18 protein-coding genes and 1 pseudogene are annotated in these 18,897 nt (G+C 33.9%); 7 read left to right on the top strand and 12 right to left on the bottom strand.

The genetic code is table 11. The features are described 5' to 3' along the window. Together N4T77_RS20255 and N4T77_RS01375 are read right to left on the bottom strand one after the other, a co-directional pair. Positions 1-180, bottom strand: a complete 180-nt coding sequence (locus N4T77_RS20255) for a nucleotidyltransferase domain-containing protein (protein WP_396125079.1) — start codon at positions 178-180, stop codon at positions 1-3. A gap of 151 nt (positions 181-331) precedes the next feature. Continuing rightward, positions 332-1,603, bottom strand: coding sequence for a dicarboxylate/amino acid:cation symporter (locus N4T77_RS01375; RefSeq protein ID WP_261669916.1), 1,272 nt, complete (start codon positions 1,601-1,603; stop codon positions 332-334). A 170-nt stretch (positions 1,604-1,773) separates the two neighbouring features. Here N4T77_RS01375 and N4T77_RS01370 point away from each other — a divergent pair, with 170 nt between their 5' ends. Then, the gene (locus N4T77_RS01370; protein ID WP_261669915.1) at positions 1,774-2,673 is read left to right on the top strand and encodes an AraC family transcriptional regulator; all 900 of its coding nucleotides are present in this window, start codon (positions 1,774-1,776) and stop codon (positions 2,671-2,673) included. A gap of 25 nt (positions 2,674-2,698) precedes the next feature. Here the strand turns inward: N4T77_RS01370 and kdpDN are convergent, their stop codons facing one another. From kdpDN to N4T77_RS01355, 3 genes are read right to left on the bottom strand one after another with little or no spacing between them, the layout of a single operon-like run. Next, positions 2,699-3,823, bottom strand: a complete 1,125-nt coding sequence (kdpDN, locus tag N4T77_RS01365) for a KdpD-like non-kinase potassium sensor (protein WP_261669914.1) — start codon at positions 3,821-3,823, stop codon at positions 2,699-2,701. A 43-nt stretch (positions 3,824-3,866) separates the two neighbouring features. Next, positions 3,867-4,442 carry a sigma-54 dependent transcriptional regulator gene (locus N4T77_RS01360; protein ID WP_261669913.1) on the bottom strand — a complete coding sequence of 192 codons (576 nt, stop codon included), beginning with the start codon at positions 4,440-4,442 and terminating at the stop codon, positions 3,867-3,869. Between the two features lie 23 nt (positions 4,443-4,465). Further along, entirely contained in the window at positions 4,466-6,295 is a 1,830-nt protein-coding gene (locus tag N4T77_RS01355) for an ATP-binding protein (protein WP_261669912.1), read from the bottom strand. Positions 6,296-6,790: 495 nt separating this feature from the next. Between N4T77_RS01355 and kdpF the strand changes: the two genes are divergently transcribed. From kdpF to N4T77_RS01340, 4 genes are all read left to right on the top strand, one after another. Beyond that, a complete protein-coding gene (kdpF, locus tag N4T77_RS20250; RefSeq protein WP_396125078.1) occupies positions 6,791-6,868 on the top strand; it encodes a K(+)-transporting ATPase subunit F in 78 nt (25 codons plus the stop codon). Positions 6,869-6,884: 16 nt separating this feature from the next. Beyond that, entirely contained in the window at positions 6,885-8,561 is a 1,677-nt protein-coding gene (kdpA, locus tag N4T77_RS01350; protein ID WP_261669911.1) for a potassium-transporting ATPase subunit KdpA, read from the top strand. A gap of 16 nt (positions 8,562-8,577) precedes the next feature. Continuing rightward, positions 8,578-10,638, top strand: coding sequence for a potassium-transporting ATPase subunit KdpB (gene kdpB / locus N4T77_RS01345; RefSeq protein WP_261669910.1), 2,061 nt, complete (start codon positions 8,578-8,580; stop codon positions 10,636-10,638). Positions 10,639-10,744: 106 nt separating this feature from the next. Beyond that, positions 10,745-11,371, top strand: coding sequence for a K(+)-transporting ATPase subunit C (locus N4T77_RS01340; protein WP_261669909.1), 627 nt, complete (start codon positions 10,745-10,747; stop codon positions 11,369-11,371). A 258-nt stretch (positions 11,372-11,629) separates the two neighbouring features. Here N4T77_RS01340 and N4T77_RS01330 read toward each other — a convergent pair whose 3' ends face one another. Next, on the bottom strand, positions 11,630-11,803 hold the full coding sequence (locus N4T77_RS01330) for a hypothetical protein (protein WP_261669908.1): 174 nt from the start codon (positions 11,801-11,803) through the stop codon (positions 11,630-11,632). 120 nt (positions 11,804-11,923) lie between these two features. Here N4T77_RS01330 and N4T77_RS01325 point away from each other — a divergent pair, with 120 nt between their 5' ends. Both N4T77_RS01325 and N4T77_RS01320 read left to right on the top strand, forming a co-directional pair. Then, complete coding sequence (locus tag N4T77_RS01325) at positions 11,924-13,126, top strand: amidase domain-containing protein (protein ID WP_261669907.1); 1,203 nt, start codon at positions 11,924-11,926, stop codon at positions 13,124-13,126. A 262-nt stretch (positions 13,127-13,388) separates the two neighbouring features. After that, entirely contained in the window at positions 13,389-14,123 is a 735-nt protein-coding gene (locus N4T77_RS01320) for a polysaccharide deacetylase family protein (RefSeq protein ID WP_261669906.1), read from the top strand. A 183-nt stretch (positions 14,124-14,306) separates the two neighbouring features. Here N4T77_RS01320 and N4T77_RS01315 read toward each other — a convergent pair whose 3' ends face one another. The 6 genes and pseudogenes from N4T77_RS01315 to N4T77_RS01290 all read right to left on the bottom strand — a co-directional run bounded on the left by N4T77_RS01315 (position 14,307) and on the right by N4T77_RS01290 (position 18,834). Next, on the bottom strand, positions 14,307-14,951 hold the full coding sequence (locus N4T77_RS01315; protein WP_261669905.1) for an HD domain-containing protein: 645 nt from the start codon (positions 14,949-14,951) through the stop codon (positions 14,307-14,309). 145 nt (positions 14,952-15,096) lie between these two features. Then, positions 15,097-16,305, bottom strand: coding sequence for an ABC transporter permease (locus N4T77_RS01310; protein ID WP_261670011.1), 1,209 nt, complete (start codon positions 16,303-16,305; stop codon positions 15,097-15,099). Positions 16,306-16,382: 77 nt separating this feature from the next. Continuing rightward, positions 16,383-17,078: an ABC transporter ATP-binding protein gene (locus N4T77_RS01305; RefSeq protein ID WP_261669904.1), complete on the bottom strand. Its 696-nt coding sequence runs from the start codon at positions 17,076-17,078 to the stop codon at positions 16,383-16,385. Positions 17,079-17,088: 10 nt separating this feature from the next. Next, positions 17,089-18,240, bottom strand: a complete 1,152-nt coding sequence (locus N4T77_RS01300; protein ID WP_261669903.1) for an efflux RND transporter periplasmic adaptor subunit — start codon at positions 18,238-18,240, stop codon at positions 17,089-17,091. 233 nt (positions 18,241-18,473) lie between these two features. Continuing rightward, positions 18,474-18,707, bottom strand: a pseudogene (locus N4T77_RS01295) (DNA replication protein); the annotation flags it as partial. Further along, complete coding sequence (locus tag N4T77_RS01290) at positions 18,691-18,834, bottom strand: hypothetical protein (protein ID WP_261669902.1); 144 nt, start codon at positions 18,832-18,834, stop codon at positions 18,691-18,693. The gene N4T77_RS01290 and the pseudogene N4T77_RS01295, both read right to left, overlap by 17 nt. Positions 18,835-18,897: the final 63 nt, after the last annotated feature.

Below are 18,897 nucleotides of genomic sequence, written 5' to 3'. Positions count from 1 at the left end.
TCAACAGTGAAAAAATATGTAAAAAATAACACCACTATCTGCATCTTGATAAATCAATTTTACTTCCTTTATAATTACTAAAACATCTATGTCACTCTCAAGACTAACATTGTAAGTAAGACAACTTCCAAATAACCATACCTCCTTAACACACTGTGGTAATTCCTTGCTATTTTCCAGTAATATTGATTGGTGCTTTAAGATTAAATTACAAATAACTGCCCCCTCATCTCACACCCTTTAAGGGTGGGATGAGAGGGCAATTTATGATATAATAAACATACTTCTTTTTAATCACTCAAGAATACCACGCTTTGAAGTCTGTACTTTTTTAGGAAACTGCCTTTCCTAAGTTCTCTACCTTTCCTGCAATCCAATTCCTTCCCTCAACAAATCTTGCTACCATCATAGCACATACAGTATTTCCTGTAGAGTTAAGCAGCGTTGCAGGTGCATCAATAATTGTACTTATAACTGCTATTATTGGTAAAACTTCTGGTGGGAAGCCATAGACACTTATAATAAGCATCTCTCCAATCATTCCGCCTCCTGGAATAGCTCCCATTACAGCACCTACTAAGTAAGATACGCATATTATTCCAACTATCGCTTTAACGCTGGTCATATCTTTCCCGAAAAGCCCCATCAAGAAGACAATTTTTAAAACTCCTCCTATTACAGAACCATCCTTATGAGTATTAGCCCCAAGAGGAACTACCGTTTCTGCAATGTCATCCGTTACTCCCATCTTCTTTGCATACTCTAGGTTAACTGGTATACATGCGGCACTGGAACAGGTAGCCAGAGCGGTTATAGATGGAGCTATGGCATTTTTCCAGAAGGAGAAAAGACCTGGTTTTCCTCCAGCTATGAAGGCATATAAGGTGAACATACCAAAATAATAGATTATTGCAAGTACTACATATAGGATAAATGCTCTAAGGTATCCTTGAAGTATTTGTGAGCCAAGTTGTCCTATTACTGTAGCAAAATAGCAGCCAAGTCCTATTGGAGCATAATACATTATTATTTTTACTACATTCATTACCACTGTTGTACCAGATTCTAAAAGTTTAGCAATAGGTTTTCCCTTTTCTCCAGAAAGCACTGTTCCAATTCCAAAAATTATTGAAAATACTATTAACTGAAGCATATTTTTTCTCGAGAACAATGACACAAAATCAGAAACAGTAAAGGTGTTTACCAGCTGCTGAAGCAGCCCTGTTTGTTCTGATTTTTGAGCAGTCTCCGCTGTATCTGCTATGACCTTTTGAATAATTCCTGGGTCTACCCCTTTAGTTGGATTTGCAATTAATGCTCCAGTAACTCCAATTATCGCCGCTGCAAAGGCAGTACAGGTAAAGACTAGTACAATCCCAAGCATTATTTTCCCCAATCTTTTCATACTTCCCATATTTGCTATGGCAGAAGCAACGCTAAAAAATACTAGGGGCACAATTACAGTAAACATTAAGTTTAAGAATAGATCACCAAAAGGCTGAAGTACCGATGCCTTTGGACCCATAACCATTCCTACAATTCCTCCGATAATAATTGAACCAAGCAATATTATAGAGGACTTATATCCCTTTAAAAATTTCAATACATCCACTCCCTTTCATAAATAACTATTAGTCCTTATGGATAGAATATTATACCATGTATTCTAATATATATTATACACATAGTTTTTACTATTTTCCTAGCTAAAACTGCTTCAAATATTGCAAAAAGTGCTATAATATATCTATACTGTGTGTAAAGGAGATAATTGTGGAGAAGGAAGAAGCTATATTAAAAGTAAAAAGAGGCTATCTTAATGGTGATTTTCAGTATTTTCACCTAGCAGATAGAAAGAGTCTGGAGTTTGAATCCCATTATCATGAGTTTAATAAAATAATAATCTTTATATCCGGTGATGTAACCTATTTAATAGAAGGAAAGGCATATAAGCTGAAGCCTTGGGACTTGCTTTTCGTAGGCAGCAATGACGTTCATAGACCTATAATAAGCGCTGATGAACCTTATGAAAGAATAATTATCTGGGTAAATTCTAGGTTTTTAGAACTGCATAATGTAGAAGGCAGCAATTTACTAACCTGTTTTAGTTTTTCCTCACGAAAAAAAATAAACTTACTTACCCTTATGCCAGAGAATGTTAACAGTATTAAGGCTACTTTAGCTTCTCTTGAAGAGGCTGTTAATGATAACTCCTTTGGAAGCGCTATTCTTAAAAACTCTCTGTTCCTTCAATTTATTGTTTATATCAACAGGCTCTATCTTGCAGTGAAAACTAATAAAGAAGAAAGTGATGTTGAATATGATAAGCGGATTTCAAGTATATTGGAGTATATTAATAAAAACCTCGGTGATGACCTGTCTGTAGAGAATATTGCCTCTAAATTTTACATGAGTAAGTACTATCTCATGCATAAATTTAAAACTCAAACAGGTTATACTTTGCATAACTATATTCAGCAAAAGAGACTAATGCTTTCAGCATCGCTAATAAAAAAAGGGAAGCAAATAACAGAGGTGTCCCTGGAATGTGGTTTTAAGGACTACTCAAGCTTTGTAAGAGCTTTTAAAAAGACCTTTGAGCTCTCCCCTAAACAATATTACAAGACAATGCTAGAGATGGAAAACTCTTATGATATGAAAAAGCATAGGTAATAATATTTTCCATCCCTTTAATTCCTTATTCTCTAGGATCTGCTACTACTAATACATCTACATACTTAGTTCCCCTCATAATTTTTCTTACAATAGATCCTCTCAATATTTCATGCCACCTGGTTCTCGCAGACTGGCCAATTATAACTTGTGTTATTCCATTTTCTTTAGCAAATTTAATTATGGGAACAGCAGCATCCTTAGAGGTGGCAACCTGAAACTTTGCATCTAGTTTTGAACAAAGCTGAGTTAAATCATCAAGTTTTCTTAATTTACTTTTATCCTCTGAAATATTTTCCCTTCTCACATGAAGTACGTAAAGGGGAGCTTTTAGCATTTTTGAAATTCTGTAACCCCTTCTTATAAGATACTCTGCATTAAAGTTAACATTAACACATACAAGTATTTTTTCTTGTGCTCCAACAAGACCTTCAACATGTTTTTCCTTCTTGTACTCCATAAGGTGTTCATCTACTTCATTTGCAACTTCTCTAAGGGTAAGTTCTCTCAAGGCAGTTAAATTTCCCACTCTAAAAAAATTATTAAGAGCAGTTTCTATTTTATCTTTGCTGTAAATCTTTCCACTTTTTAGTCTATCTCTTAGGGCATCTATAGATATATCAATTACCTCGACCTCATCAGCAATCTCTAACATAGAATCGGGAATAGTTTCTCTAACCTTTACACCAGTCATTCTATTTACATAATCATTTAAGCTTTCAAGATGCTGTATGTTAACTGCAGTCATAACACTAATACCACTGTTTATAAGCTCTAAAACATCTTGATAGCGTTTTTTATTTTTAGAGGTAGGTACATTAGTATGGGCTAACTCATCTACAATAACCACCTGAGGCTTTCTTTTTGTTATCCCATCTAAATCCAATTCTTTAAGAACTACACCTTTATAGTGTATTTCCTTCAGTGGAATAAGCTCAAGATCTTTAATCTGCTCAGCAGTACCTTTTCTGCCATAGGTTTCAACTAGTCCAACAACAACATCAATATTTGTTTCTCTCATTTCGTGGGCATCTCTGAGCATTTCACAGGTTTTACCTACCCCAGGAGCAGCTCCAATATATAACTTAAGTCTGCCTTTGTTTGCGTTTTCAATTTCCTTCAAAAATTGGTCTGGAGATTTTTTAGACATAAACTACACCTCAAATTTTATATAATTAACTCTACGGCTAGTACTATTTAAACTGCCTGCTGATATTATAGAATCTTTCCGCCTCTTTTAAATCCCCTCTAAGCTCATATATCCTAGCTAAAAGTTCATATACTTCGCCATTGTTTACATTAGTGGATAAAGCCTTTTTCAATATATTAAAAGTTTCCTGAAGTTCTCCTATTTTTAATAGTTCTTTAGCTTTTTTAATGTATTTATCTGTAGAAATCGCATCACTTTCCAGCTGCGGCTCTACTTCATTAAGTACATGTCTTACCTTTTCTGCAGTAAAGGGCTTTTGAAGATATGCAATAGCTCCCAGTTTAGTACATTCCACCGCATTTTTAACTGTTCCAAAGGCTGTCATTACTATAACGGGAGTCTCTATTCCTATAGCCCTTATCCGTCTTAATACTTCTGTACCGCTTATCTCAGGCATTTTTATATCTAAAAAAATTAAATCTACTCCCTCATTTTTTAATAAATCTAAAGCTTCTGTCCCATTACTTGCTGTTAAAACCTCATAACCAGTAAACTCCAGACAAGTAGTAAGCAATAGCTTTATATTTTTTGTATCATCTACAACAAGAACCTTCTTCATAATAACCTCCTGTTATGCTAAACTTATTCATACAATTGAATGGTAAAAGTAAAAGTACTGCCTTCTCCAAAGGTGCTTTCACACCATATTTCACCACCTTGAGCCTCTACTATTTCTTTGGCTATAGCAAGACCTAAGCCAGTACCCCTGTCTTCTTTACCCTTAACTTGAACAAACTTTTCAAAAATCTTTTCTACATAGTTTTCAGGTATTCCTTCTCCGGTATCTTTAACAGATACACACATCTTGTTTTGCTTAATAAAAGAACTAATTATTATTTTATCTCCTCTATGAGTAAATTTTAAGGCATTTGATATTAAATTATTTAAAACCCAAGTTGTTTTTTCGAAATCTACTTTAACCTTTGAGACAGAATCAATTGAATTATAATGTAAGCTTATATTCCTATCATATGCCTGATTAACAAATCCTTTAATACTATTTTCAATAATAACTTCTATAGAGTAAGCTTCTAGTTTAAATATAGATTTACTAGATTCTAACTTAGAAAGATGAAGCAGGTTATTGACTAACTTTAATAGTTTTTCACTTTCTTCATTTATGGTAGATATTATCTCTTTTTGCTTTTTATTCACATTTCCAGCAATTTCGTCACAAATTAAACTTGCTCCCATCATTATGGAAGTAAGTGGAGTCTTAAACTCATGTGATATTGTGGCTATAAAATCACCTTTAAGCTTTTCAATTTCCTTAAGCTCAGTTACATTTTGAAAGAGAACTACTAAGCCGTATCTTTTATTGTCAACTTCCATAAGCTTAGTAACCAATACATTATAGTAATAATCTTTGTGATTATAGCTAAAATAAAATATTTTCTGTTGTACTTCCTTTTCATCTGAGTTATATGTATTTTTTATATAATCATACAATTCACCATTTCTCACTACTTCAAGAAAATACTTATTTAATATATTCTCTTCACTAAGGTTAAATAGCTGTTCGAAAGCATCATTTATCAGAACTATTTTATAGTCTGTGTCCATAACAAGTATGGGGTCTGAAATGCTTTTTACAATGGCTAAAGATTTATTTTTCTCCGCCAAAAGCTTGCCTAAGGTACTCTGCTCAAATTGAAGAAGTCTCTTAGTCATATCATTAAATTCCTTAGATAATTCTCCAACCTCATCCTCGCTTACTATTTCTGTTTGTTTGTCTAATTCCCCTTCTTTAAGTACTCTCATATTATCTCTTAGTGCATATAGTGGACTTAAAAATTTGTTTAGTGATAACCAAGCAACAGCAAAGCCTAATAAAACAAAAAGAACTAACAGAATTGAAATAATATACATAGACTGCTCCGAGTCTTTTATTACTCGCTCCTTGCTGTTAAACATCGCCTCTTCGTTAAGATTTGATACACCTCTAATAAGCTTTTTTAATTCACTGTACTGTGGATACATTTTATTATTGTAAAAATTTATGGTCTCATCAGTATTATTCTTTACTGCCCTCTCTTGAAGCTGAGAAAATAAAGCCAAGTATTGTACATAAGAATTTTCTATTTCCCGAACAAGCTGTTTTTCACCAACTTCTGTAAGGTTTGATTTCTCCACATGATACCACCTGTAAAAGTTATTGCTATGGTTATAAAAGTTGGCTATACCTTGATTTTTATTAATATTCATATAAGTCAAAGCGGCAGAATTCTGACCTTCTAATGCCTCAAGCATATAACTAGCTGCATCTATGCTTTTATAATTATCTGTCATTAACCCTTGGATACTTCTCTCTAAGGAATAGATATTGGCTATTGAGGCTATTCCTACTACTGCAATTGTAAATACTAAAAATAAATAAACAATTAAAAATTTGCCTTTTAAGGTCTTAATCATAGATATGCTCCCTCTTATAAACCTTTATTTAATATAGACTAGTATAAATTTTACAACTCTAAAAGTCAATTTACATATAAAAACTATATCTAAAATAAAGAAAACTTGATTCTTCATAGGAAAGAAGAAGTTAGTTTAACTACATCAGCTCTTATAAGGCGAATAGCCTTAAGGAAGCACAGGTTTTACTTTTCGAATTGTAGGAGGGCATAGGTGTATAATCTTAGTGTGTTATAGATACAGAATCATTAAGCTTGTATTTAATAATATAAATATTAATTTTTAGGAGGGATAATATGAAGGATATAATTTTTGCAGGAATATTACTCCTATGCTTTGTAGCAGCTTTTTTATTTACTAATTGGTGTGACAAACAAATATCTAGTAAAGAAGATGGTTAACATTGGTAAATTAAAGTGTTACTCTAACCTATAATTAATACAGGTAGGGATAACTCTTTAGTTATCCAGTGTTACTACTGAAAGGAGAAGGTATATGATAATTTTAATTATAGTATCAGTTTTACTGTTTATTTATCTAGGCTATGCCCTTGTTAACCCAGAAAAATTTTAGGAAGGTGGAAGCATAAATGGACATTCTACAAATTGTAATATCCTTAGGGCTGTTTATTTTAATTGCTATTCCTTTAGGAAAATACTTATATAAAGTTTCTGTAAAGAAAAAAACGTTGTTAGATTCTGTTCTAAATCCTGTGGACAAGTTAATATACAAAATTACAGGTATAAAAGAGGAAGAGATGAACTGGAAAACCTATCTTTTATCTTTATTAGTTACAAATGCAGTAATGACACTTATAGTATATTTAATTTTTAGACTTCAAGGTATGGGAATTTTTAATCCAAATGGCATAAAGCCTATGGAACAATCCCTATCCTTTAACACAGCTATAAGTTTTATAACCAACACAAACCTCCAGCACTACTCTGGAGAATCTGGACTTTCTTATTTAAGTCAAATGGCTGCTATTACTTATTTAATGTTTACCTCAGCAGGTACTGGTTATTCAGCAGCAGTAGCTTTTATAAGAGGTTTATCAGGAAAGAAAAGCTTTGGGAACTTTTTTGTAGACTTAGTAAGAATTCACACAAGAGTGCTTCTTCCACTTTCAGTAATAGTTACTTTATTATTGGTATGGCAGGGAACACCACAAACTCTATCTTCTAATCTTACAATTAATACTATAGAAGGAAAACTTCAAGATATACCCTTAGGTCCTGTAGCTTCCTTAGAAGCAATTAAGCATATAGGTACAAACGGAGGGGGATTTTTTGGGGCAAATGCAACACATCCCTTTGAGAACCCAACACCTCTTAGTAATCTAATTAACATGTTATCTATGATGATACTGCCTGGAGCTTTAGTGCTTGCATTAGGTCACATGCTAAAAAATAAAAAACAAGCCTATGCCATATTTGCGGCTATGTCTGTTTTATTTATAACTTCTCTTACCCTATGTTATATATCAGAAAAAGCAGGCAATCCTATACTTGGAAAGCTTGGCTTGAGCCAATTAATGGGAAGCATGGAGGGTAAGGAGGTAAGGTTTGGTATAGCTGGATCTTCCTTGTTTACAACTGTTACTACAGCTTTTACTACGGGAGCAGTGAACAATATGCACGATACTTTAACTCCACTTGGTGGCTTAGTTCCACTATGGCAAATGATGCTTAATGTTGTCTTTGGTGGTAAAGGTGTAGGCCTTATGAATATGCTTATGTACATCATATTGACAGTATTTCTATGCGGGCTTATGGTTGGAAGAACTCCAGAATTTCTCCAAAAAAAAATAGAAGGTAAAGAAATGAAGCTGATTGCTATAGCTATTCTTGTACACCCAGTAATAATTTTGATACCTTCTGCTATTGCTCTAATAACTCAAGGCGACATGGCGGGAATAACAAATCCCAGCTTCCATGGTTTAAGCCAAGTGCTATATGAATTTGCTTCCTCTGCTGCTAACAACGGGTCAGGCTTCGAGGGCTTAGCAGATAACACAATCTTTTGGAATACTGCTACTGGACTTGTAATGTTCTTTGGAAGATATATGAGTATAATACTTCTACTTGCAGTAGCAGCCTCTTTAGCAGAAAAGAATCCAGTTCCAGTTACAGATTCAACCTTTAGAACAGATAACTCCATGTTTGTTGTTATGCTTAGTTCTATAATTATTATCGTGGCAGCTTTAACCTTTTTCCCAGCCTTATCATTAGGGCCTATAGCAGAACACTTAACTCTTTGGAGATAGTGAGGAGAGATTATATATGAATAAAAAAGGTAAAAATAAATTTATGTCTAAAGAAATTGTTACTAAAGCAATAAAGGATGCTTTTGTTAAGCTAAACCCAGCCTACATGATTAAAAGTCCTGTTATGTTTATAGTAGAGCTTGGAGCAGCAATTACCCTGATTTTAACTATATTCCCAAATATATTTGGAGATAAAGGTGAAAATTTAAGACTCTATAATGCTTTAGTATTTATAATACTTCTTATTACCGTGTTCTTTGCAAACTTTGCAGAATCAATTGCTGAAGGCAGAGGAAAGGCACAAGCGGACAGCTTAAAGAAAACCCGTAAGGATACTAATGCAAAGCTTCTTGGTTCAAACAACAGTATAAAAATTGTCAGTTCAAATGAAGTAAAAAAAGATGACATTGTATTAGTAGAAGCTGGAGATATCATACCAAACGATGGTGAAGTTATCGAAGGCATAGCTACTGTAGATGAGTCTGCCATAACAGGGGAATCTGCTCCAGTGGTTAAGGAAGCAGGCGGTGATTTCAGCTCTGTCACAGGTGGAACGAAGGTAGTAAGTGACTTCCTAAAAATTAGGATAACTGCAACTCCAGGAGAGTCTTTTCTAGATAAAATGATATCCTTAGTTGAGGGAGCTTCAAGACAGAAGACTCCAAATGAAATTGCTTTAAATACCATATTGGTCAGTTTAACTATAATATTCTTAGTTGTTATTGTTTCATTACTTCCTATGGCTAACTATTCAGGAGTAATTATTAATGCAGCAACACTAATAGCTCTGTTAGTGTGTCTTATTCCTACTACTATAGGGGGACTGCTTTCTGCAATAGGTATAGCAGGTATGGACAGAGTTACTCGTTTTAATGTTATTGCCATGTCTGGTAAAGCTGTAGAAGCCTGCGGAGATGTAAGTACTATGATACTAGATAAAACAGGTACAATAACTTTTGGTAACAGAATGGCTGCTGATTTTTATCCCGTTGATAATATTTCTAAGAATGAGTTAACCAAATTTGCTCTTATATCTTCAATTAAAGATGAAACTCCTGAAGGAAGATCTATAGTAGAACTTGCTAGTAAGCTTGCAATTTCAGTTAACACTAAAGAATATGAAGGCTGTGACTTTATAGAATTTACAGCACAAACAAGAAAAAGCGGCTTAGACCTAAAGAACGGCACACACATTAGAAAAGGTGCTGCAGATAGTATTAAAGACTTTGTTAAAGAACTGGGAGGTATAATACCTGAAGATCTTGATAAGATAACTGAAAAAATATCAAAGCTGGGTGGCACTCCTCTTGTAGTATCTGTAGATAAAAATATTCTAGGAGTTATATACCTAAAAGATACAGTAAAGCCTGGTCTTATAGAAAGGTTCGATAGACTTAGAGAGATGGGCATAAAAACTATAATGTGTACAGGAGACAACCCTTTAACTGCTGCAACTATTGCAAAGGAAGCGGGAGTAGATGAGTTTGTTGCAGAGTGCAAGCCAGAGGATAAAATAGCGGTTATTAAAAAAGAACAGAGAGAAGGAAAGCTTGTTGCCATGACAGGAGATGGTACAAATGACGCCCCTGCCCTTGCACAAGCTGACGTTGGTCTTGCTATGAACAGCGGAACCGTTGCAGCAAAGGAAGCTGCTAATATGGTGGATTTGGATTCTGACCCAACAAAAATACTTGAAGTTGTAGAAATAGGAAAACAGCTTTTAATAACAAGAGGTGCACTTACAACCTTTAGTATAGCAAACGATGTTGCCAAATACTTTGCTATTATTCCAGCTATGTTTGCTGCTGCTATACCACAGATGAATCTTTTAAATATTATGAGGCTTCAAAGTTCACGAAGTGCTATAATTTCAGCTCTAGTTTTCAATGCTATAATTATACCTCTATTGATACCTATAGCAATGAAGGGGGTAAAATATAAGCCTATGAAGGCATCTATGCTGCTGGCAAGAAATGTGCTGATATTTGGTGTTGGTGGTTTAATTGCTCCTTTTATAGGAATTAAAATAATTGATATTGCTATTACACCACTACTTAAAATATTAAACCTTGCTTAGGGCTGATGAAAAAATAGTTTTGACTATAAATTTTCATTGTTAAAAGATTAAGAAGTGATTTATAGGTAACCTATAAATATGGCTTTAATTGAAAGGATGAAGGTCTATGAAAATTATAAAAAAGGCTTTTCTTTTAAGTATTGTTTTATTAATTATATGCGGAATAGGCTATCCACTGTTAATGACAGGATTAAGCCAGCTTGTTTTCCCAAGGCAGGCTAAGGGAAGTATTATAGAAATAGGTGGAAAAAAGGTAGGTTCTGAGGTTTTAGGGCAAAGCTTCAGTGATGCAAGATTTTTTAAAGGAAGACCATCAGCAGTAAATTACAATACCTATACAGAAGCAGACACAAAACCGGATAATGAAGGAAAAACCGCTTACTTAGGAGTTTCCTCTGGTTCTCAAAATCTTGCACCGAGCAATCCTGCCTTAGCGGAAAGAGTTCAAAAGGATATGGATGCTTTTCTAAAGGCAAATCCTGATATTAGAAAAGATCAGCTGCCTGCAGATCTTTTAACTGCTTCTGGTTCTGGGCTTGATCCCCATATAAGCCCTAAAGCTGCACAGCTTCAAATCCCTGCTATAGCTAAAGCAACGGGTATAGGCGAAGTTCAATTAAATAAAATAATTGACAAATATACAGATGGTAAACAGCTTGGAATATTTGGTGAGCCTAGAGTAAATGTTTTGAAAGCTAATTTGGAAATATATAAAATTCTAAATATGAGATAGGCTAATATTATTGGTGCAAAACTTAAAGTCTATGTATAATGCTAATGATGGAATTTTCGCAGTTTTATACTTTACCGAGGGAACAGCTACCATTTCTTCTTTTACTGATGAACCAGAAATATTTTCACTATAAAGTCATTTTAAAAGCTGGCCTTATGCTGCCAGCTTATTTTTATATAATACTAGAACTTTTCTGTCCTATAAGGTCGACATTCTTAGTTTACCTTGCTCATCTGCTTTTTACATAAACTTTTCTATTTATGGATTATTTTTAGAAACAAGCTTTTCTAGACAGGCTTTGCCGCCTGGACAGTTTTGAATATGTTCTTTAATACTTTCTGCTAACTCTACTGAGTCAACTCCCATGCTCTCAAATATGGAGCCTATTTCAATTAAACGTTTAACTTTTTCATCTTCAATATTATAATCCATCAGTATCCCCCCATAAACATTAAATTTTTCTATATTATACCATAAATATTAACAATAAAGAATTACAAAAACCAAAACTTGTATCAAGTAAATATAGTTTTTTTGGTTAAAATAATACTATTGAATTATAAAGGTTTCTACAAGGAGGAATGCAGGCTGAATACATATTTTAGTTCTATAAAAAAATTGTTGTTAGCATTATTTATTTTTTTATTTAGTTTTTCCAGTTTAAGCTATAATGCCTATGCTTCTACTAATTCTGAGCCAGTTGATCAAAATGAATTAAAACTTGAAGTTGAAAGAATATATAATGAGCGTTCAAAAGCCCTTGTCTCTGGTGATATTTCCTCTTTAAATACACTTTTTGATACTTCGAAAAAGTACGGCAAATGGTCACTCGCGCATGAAATTAAACGTGTAAAATATCTTGTTGATTGGGCAAGGGAAAGAAATATAGTATTTAGTAAAATAGAGTCTGCAATAAGAATAAAAAAAATTTACCCTAAAGGAGATACAATAAAGATAGCTTTAGAAGAATCCTATAAGTTTGACTATTCTTATAACAACGATACTGACTCTTCAATTAACTCTTTTGGTGTTGGTATAAGACACACTGCAAGCTTGATTAAAAAGAATGACAAGTGGGTTATTTATAACGATTGGTATACAGACTGCTTTGAAGATGCCTTACATAGTTATTCTAGTGATGTGTCCAATTTTTCACCAAGGTTAAATCTTATAGATACTCTCAGAGATAAGCTAGATACAACTTATCAAGCAGGAAGCTATTACAAACGTTTTTACGACCGCGAAAAGGCTGTTGCTTATGCGGATAAATACTGTGGAGCAGCTTGGGGAAGTGGTAATAATTTTAAATACAATAAAAAATATAATGATTATAACGGTATAGGTGGAGATTGTACCAATTATGTCTCCCAAGTATTAGGTGATAAAGAAGGAGGCGGTATGCCTATTGGTGGTGCTTGGACCTCAGGTAGTCGAGCTTGGGCTAATGCAGATGGTTTAAAGAGTTATTTAGTAGGCAGTGGAAGAGGAAGTGTTATTAGCGTTGGTACCTTCAAGGAGTTAACTAAGCCGTCAGAAACTCTTCCTAATGGAGCAGTTGGAAAATTACAACTTGGTGACTTAGTTGCTTATGAAAAAGGTAGAGGAAATATAGATCACTTTGCAGTAGTAACAGGTTTTGATTCTCATGGTTATCCTCTAGTAAACTCCCATACTACAGATAGATATCATGTGCCTTGGGATTTAGGCTGGGGTGACGCTAAAATCAGATTTTTTCTTATACACATAAATGGATAAAAAGTTCCTTTGTGAACAACATATGAATGATACTACAGAAAAATTTGGGTGCACTGGATACCGGTGTGTTTGATAGATGTACACACCTGTTTTTAGTGCAGTCAAAAGTTTTGTTATATCTGTCATCACATATAAAATTTATGAGGTAGTATAACTGATAACTCAAAGTGTTGGTACTACTATGCAATATAGTAGTTCTTTGACATTGGAAGTTAGGTTTATTTAAAACTTCATTAAAATCTACGGAAGGGATGAATGTATTATGAAACGAAAGATAAAAACATTATTCTTTCTTTTAATATTTTTTGCATATATACTTGTAACAACTTCTAATTATAGTATTAAAACATCTAACTCTAAGGCAGCTTTTTCAAGTGCTAATAAAAATATAATCTATTTAACCTTTGATGATGGCCCTAGTTCAATTGTAACTAATAATATCTTAGATGTTTTAAAAGAGCAAAATGTAAAAGCCACCTTTTTCATAATAGGAAACAATGTTAAAGGTAGCGAAGATGTATTAAAAAGAATTTATAAGGAAGGTCACAGTATAGGCTTACATACTTACAGCCACCAATACAAACAAATTTATTCAAGTGAAAATTCATTTATTGAGGAAATGATAAAAACATCAGAAGAAATAAATAGGGTAATAGGCATCAAACCTAACATTATTAGGTTTCCCTATGGAAGTAATTGCTACTTAAACAATGATTTTTTAGTAAAATTGCATAATAACAATTTTAAGGTCTATGATTGGAATGCTTCCATTTCAGATGGAACAAAACCCTATTCTTCTCCAGAAGAGTTTGCTAAAGAAGCAATTGCAAGAGGTAGCGGAATACCCTATATTGTCTTTCTCATGCACTGTAATAATATAAATGTGAATACATCTAAAGCATTACCTCAAATTATTCAGCATTACAAAAAACTTGGATATGAATTTAGAACTATTACAAATAATACACCAGAATTTTATTGGCGGCCTTCTAAGTAAATGTTGCTGGTACTGTTCTAAATTATAAATTGAATATTGTAGAGAAAAAATATGAATTTAAGGTAATTACAGAAGATAATCCTGAGAATTTTCAAAGGAAAGAATTAACCGTATTCTAAGGACTTAGCCCTTGGAATACGGTTAATTCATGGTGATGTTTTCATAAGATCTGCTGTATACCTCCTACATTATTCCATCCCATTCATTAAAAAACTCTGATAAAAAACTCTCCATATATTGATGTCTGGATTTAGCTATTCTTTTAGCAGTTTCTGTATTCATTAAATCTTTTAATTTTAAAAGTTTTTCATAAAAGTGGTTTATAGTAGTTCCATTAGATGAAGAATACTCCTCAAAGCTCATATTGCCCTTAGGTTTTTCATTAGGTATATGCAAAGCTCTATTTTTACTACCTCCATATGCAAAGGTTCTTGCAATACCAATAGCCCCAATTGCATCTAATCTATCTGCATCCTGTACTATTTTCCCTTCTTTGCTTGCAGGAACCTGTGTGCCTGTCCCTTTGAAAGATATTGAGGAGATTATATCACATATAGCCTTTATCTTTGTATCCTCTATATTATTGTCCCTTAAAAAGGTTTCTGCATTTGAACAGGTGCCTGGATTTCCGTGAAATAATTTATAATCATCAACATCATGCAGCAGAGAAGCTAATTGAACTATTTCTAAATCAGCCTTTTCTTCTCTGCAAATATGAGTAGCTAATTTATAAACCCTAACACTGTGATAGTAATCATGTCCACTATAATCATTTTCAAATCTCTTTCTAATATGCAGCAATGTTTTTTCTAATAAATCTTTATTCATAACTCTTTCCCCAATCTAAAAATATGAAGTAAAACTAGAATCAGATGGAGTCTTACCCCACCTGATCCTAGTTGAAGGAATCCTTAGAAATCATTATAAATCAATGAAAGGAGCCTTGTAAATATACTAAAATTATTACCTCTCTTTATTCATGTCTTAAAGCATCAATAGGGTCCAGATCCGCTGCTTTCTTAGCAGGATATATACCAAAAAATATTCCAACTGCTGAAGAAAACAGTATAACAGCCAGTATAACCTTAGGGGATACAACAGGAGTTATTCCTGCAAAGCTTCCGATAAAATATGAGCCTAAAATACCAAGAATCATGCCAATTATTCCACCTATTAGAGCAATGATAAGAGACTCTGTTAGAAACTGCATTAATATGTTTCTAGTGGTAGCCCCTATTGCCTTTCTTATGCCTATTTCTCTTGTTCTTTCCGTTACGGAAACCAACATAATATTCATTACACCTATTCCTCCAACTAATAAGGATATGCCAGCTACTGCACTAATAAAGGCTGTGAAAATCCCCAGTACCTTGTTAATCTGGTCTAACTGTTTCAAGAGACTTTCTGCGCTATAGATATCTCTCCCAGCATTGTTATGTCTGTTTTCCAGAATGCTTATAGCTCCATTACCTGCATTTTCACTATCTTCCTTTGCAACAGCTACTACAACTATGGACTCAATAAGGTTCTCACTGGGATATAACTGCTGTACAAAGGTTGCAGGAGCTGATATCATAGCTGGCATATTCTCATCTGCTCCTCCAAACATTCCCATTTGATTTTTTGATATTCCTATTATAGTTGCCTTCTTTGGAAAAATTTTAGCTCCAAGATTAACGGTTTTGCCCACTGCATCTTCATAGCCAAAGAGAGCTTTTGCAGTAATATTATCTATTACTATTGTAGGCTTTCCTTCTAAATATTCTTCTCTATTAAAGTATCTTCCATATATCAGTTCCGTATCACCAATATTTCCATAATCTTCATTGGCTCCTGTTATAAAGGCCCTTTTGGATTTAATATCAGAGCTTACTATTCCTTGTTTCTGCAAGGTAGGAGATACATATTTTACAGTAGGAATTCTCTCTTTTATCTGTTCTACATCCTTTAAGGTTATATAGTCACTTTTGTCTGCCTTCTGCTGATTCACTTTGATACTTACAGAGGCAGCTCCTATTTTTTCAAATTCACCGGTAATAGCATTCTGCCCACCCTGTCCTAGTGAAACTATAGCTATTACTGAGCTTATGCCTATAATAATTCCAAGCATGGTGAGAAAGGATCTCATTTTATTTGCTTTTACACTTTCTATCGCTATTTTAAAATTTTCTTTTATATTCATATTCTTAGGCAATCCTATGCAAGTAAAGCTTAAATTCACCTACACTAAATAAGCTCTGCCTTTCTCCTCTCCTTCTGCTATTCTATAATTACCCTATCTTTAACTTGTTCATCACTTACTATTTCCCCGTCAGTAAACTTTACTATTCTCTTAGTGTGCTTTGCCACCTCCGGCTCATGAGTGACCATTATTATAGTAGAACCTTCTCTATTTAAATCCTGAAAAATCCTTAATATTTCTAAAGTAGATCTAGTATCTAAGTTTCCAGTAGGCTCATCTGCCATAATCACTGCAGGATTATTCACTATAGCTCTTGCTATAGCAACCCTCTGCTTTTGTCCACCAGAAATTTCATTTGGTCTGTGCTTTATTCTATCCTTTAAACCGACCTTTTCAAGGGCTGTCATAGACTTTTCTTTTCTAAGCTTTTCTGAGATGCCAGCATAAACCATAGGAAGTTCTACATTTTCTAAGATGGTCATACGAGGAAGTAAGTTAAAGGCTTGAAAAACAAAGCCAATTTCCTTATTTCTTATTGCAGCAAGCTCCTCTTCTTTTAAATTAGTGATGTTCTTGTTATTTAATATATAGCTGCCTTCATCCATTTTATCTAAGCACCCTAAAATATTCATAAAGGTAGATTTTCCTGAACCAGAAGGTCCCATTATGGCAGTAAACTCTCCCTTTTCTATTTTAAGACTTACCTTTTTTAATGCTGTAAAACTTATTTCTCCTGTATTATAGGTTTTAACTATATCCTTTACTTCAAGCATGGCATCCTCCTTAAGCAGCTTCCTTTACTTTAGTTCCGTTGCTAATAACACTGCCTGGATTTAAGATAAGTTTTTCTCCACCGGAAAGTCCCTGCAAGACCTCTGCCTCTGTATCTGATTTAATTCCTGTCTTTATGTTCCTTTGCGTTGCAATACCACTACTGTTTACAAAAACATAACTATTGCCATACTTATCACTTTTTATAGCCTCTACTGGTACTTTTAAAATATTACTTTTACTGTCCAGCAGTATATCTACATCTACATCAAAGTCTACCTTTAGATTTGTATCCTTATCCAAAATATCTATATCACCTTCAAGAGTTGTCTCTCCACCAGCAGGGGAAGAAGGCTTTGATGCAGCAGGGCTCAGAAAGGAAAGCCTTCCTTTGAAGACACTGCCTCCGCTTTTTATACTAGCCTCCTGTCCTAAGGTTACCTTTTCCGCATCATATTTTCCCAGCGACACTACTGCTTTTAAATTATTTAAGTCCTGTACCGTAACCAATGGTTGAGATGGATTTGGTACTGCCCCCTCTACTGCAGTTAAAGAGGTTACTACCCCATCCAATTGAGATACAATTCCACTGCTAACAGCACTTAGTTTTGAATTAGCAGCATCTAAAGCTGATTTGGCCAGTGCCACGGAGTTATCCGCCTGCTGCAATTTTGATTCCGGTATAGGTTGAAGTGCACTTCTCTGCTGCTGAAGTCCAGAAAGGGCTGCTTTTGAACTTAAATCGCTGCTTTTTTCCAGTTCCTTAATTTTTTTATCTAACTCATTAATCCTTGAGTTTATGGAATCCCTTTGACTTACTAATTCTCTTTTTTGAAGGAGGGCATTATCATATTGAAGCTGCGCCTGGTTAACTTGAGAACTAAGCTCTGATAAATCATAATTAATGAGATTTTGTCCCTTTGCAACAGCATCTCCTACCTTCACTCTCACATTTCTTATTTTTAACTGAGTGCCAAAATAGTCCTTTGCATTTTTTGATTTTATAACTGCAGTAGTAGAGAGATACGCCTTAATGTCTCCTTTTTTCACCACTGCTGTTTTTACTGGTTTAACTTGATTTTTTCTTTTGCTGTATATTCCTAAAGAAAGGACTGCTGCTATTACTAAAAGAACTGCTGCTGTTGTTATTACCTTTTTCTTCATTGGTTTCTATCTCCTTATTTAGTTGTGCAAATTTCTAAATTTATTTCATGGCTAAAAAGGTGCTGTCCTTTAACTAAGCAGTGTCTTAGCCAGTACCTTTAATAGAATTAACTTTTCATACTATAATATTGTTTGTATTTAGGAATTTTATATACATATAAACTTTTATAGCAAAAAGTCCCCTAAGTTTCATAAAAAAGGCAGATACTTGAACTCCTAAGTTCCTATGCCAACTATTTAACTCTGTAATTATTCTCCCTTCCCTCAATCTCCACAATATAGTCTTTGCACATCTCAATAATCCTGCTTCCTATCCCCTCATCAAAATATAAAAGTTCTTCTGGAGTAAACTCTGAGGACACGATAATAGGCAGATTATTCATGTATCTGTAATTTACTATTTCAAAAATAATATTTATATCCGATTCATTAATCTTTCCCTTAAATAAATCATCGATAATCAGCACTTCTGCCAAATTGAAAGTATTCATTTATTGCATAACCCATAAACATGTTGTTTAGTTCTAATAAGGCTTCTTCCTTCATGTTCCTTACATCTTTTAAGAATGATATGTTCTTCTCCTTACAATCCATTACCCCATCCCCCATTTACTATGATATTTTCAGACCTTGTCTGAGAAAATTAGGCTTTTATGA

Source organism: Clostridium sp. CX1, from assembly GCF_025398335.1.
In the GTDB taxonomy this organism is placed as follows: Bacteria; Bacillota; Clostridia; order Clostridiales; family Clostridiaceae; genus Clostridium_AM; species Clostridium_AM tanneri.
The sequence above is the reverse complement of the archived record's forward strand: the minus strand, read 5'-3'. Positions and strand labels throughout refer to the sequence as shown.

Coding starts and splice junctions, on each gene's coding strand:
- kdpDN (WP_261669914.1), bottom strand. CDS start 3,823: ATGTCTAAAAAATCTCCAGACCAATTTTTGAAGGAAATTGAAAACGCA.
- N4T77_RS01360 (WP_261669913.1), bottom strand. CDS start 4,442: ATGAAGAAGGTTCTTGTTGTAGATGATACAAAAAATATAAAGCTATTG.
- N4T77_RS01355 (WP_261669912.1), bottom strand. CDS start 6,295: ATGATTAAGACCTTAAAAGGCAAATTTTTAATTGTTTATTTATTTTTA.
- kdpF (WP_396125078.1), top strand. CDS start 6,791: ATGATAATTTTAATTATAGTATCAGTTTTACTGTTTATTTATCTAGGC.
- kdpA (WP_261669911.1), top strand. CDS start 6,885: ATGGACATTCTACAAATTGTAATATCCTTAGGGCTGTTTATTTTAATT.
- kdpB (WP_261669910.1), top strand. CDS start 8,578: ATGAATAAAAAAGGTAAAAATAAATTTATGTCTAAAGAAATTGTTACT.
- N4T77_RS01340 (WP_261669909.1), top strand. CDS start 10,745: ATGAAAATTATAAAAAAGGCTTTTCTTTTAAGTATTGTTTTATTAATT.
- N4T77_RS01330 (WP_261669908.1), bottom strand. CDS start 11,803: ATGGATTATAATATTGAAGATGAAAAAGTTAAACGTTTAATTGAAATA.
- N4T77_RS01320 (WP_261669906.1), top strand. CDS start 13,389: ATGAAACGAAAGATAAAAACATTATTCTTTCTTTTAATATTTTTTGCA.
- N4T77_RS01315 (WP_261669905.1), bottom strand. CDS start 14,951: ATGAATAAAGATTTATTAGAAAAAACATTGCTGCATATTAGAAAGAGA.
- N4T77_RS01310 (WP_261670011.1), bottom strand. CDS start 16,305: ATGAATATAAAAGAAAATTTTAAAATAGCGATAGAAAGTGTAAAAGCA.
- N4T77_RS01305 (WP_261669904.1), bottom strand. CDS start 17,078: ATGCTTGAAGTAAAGGATATAGTTAAAACCTATAATACAGGAGAAATA.
- N4T77_RS01300 (WP_261669903.1), bottom strand. CDS start 18,240: ATGAAGAAAAAGGTAATAACAACAGCAGCAGTTCTTTTAGTAATAGCA.
- N4T77_RS01290 (WP_261669902.1), bottom strand. CDS start 18,834: ATGGATTGTAAGGAGAAGAACATATCATTCTTAAAAGATGTAAGGAAC.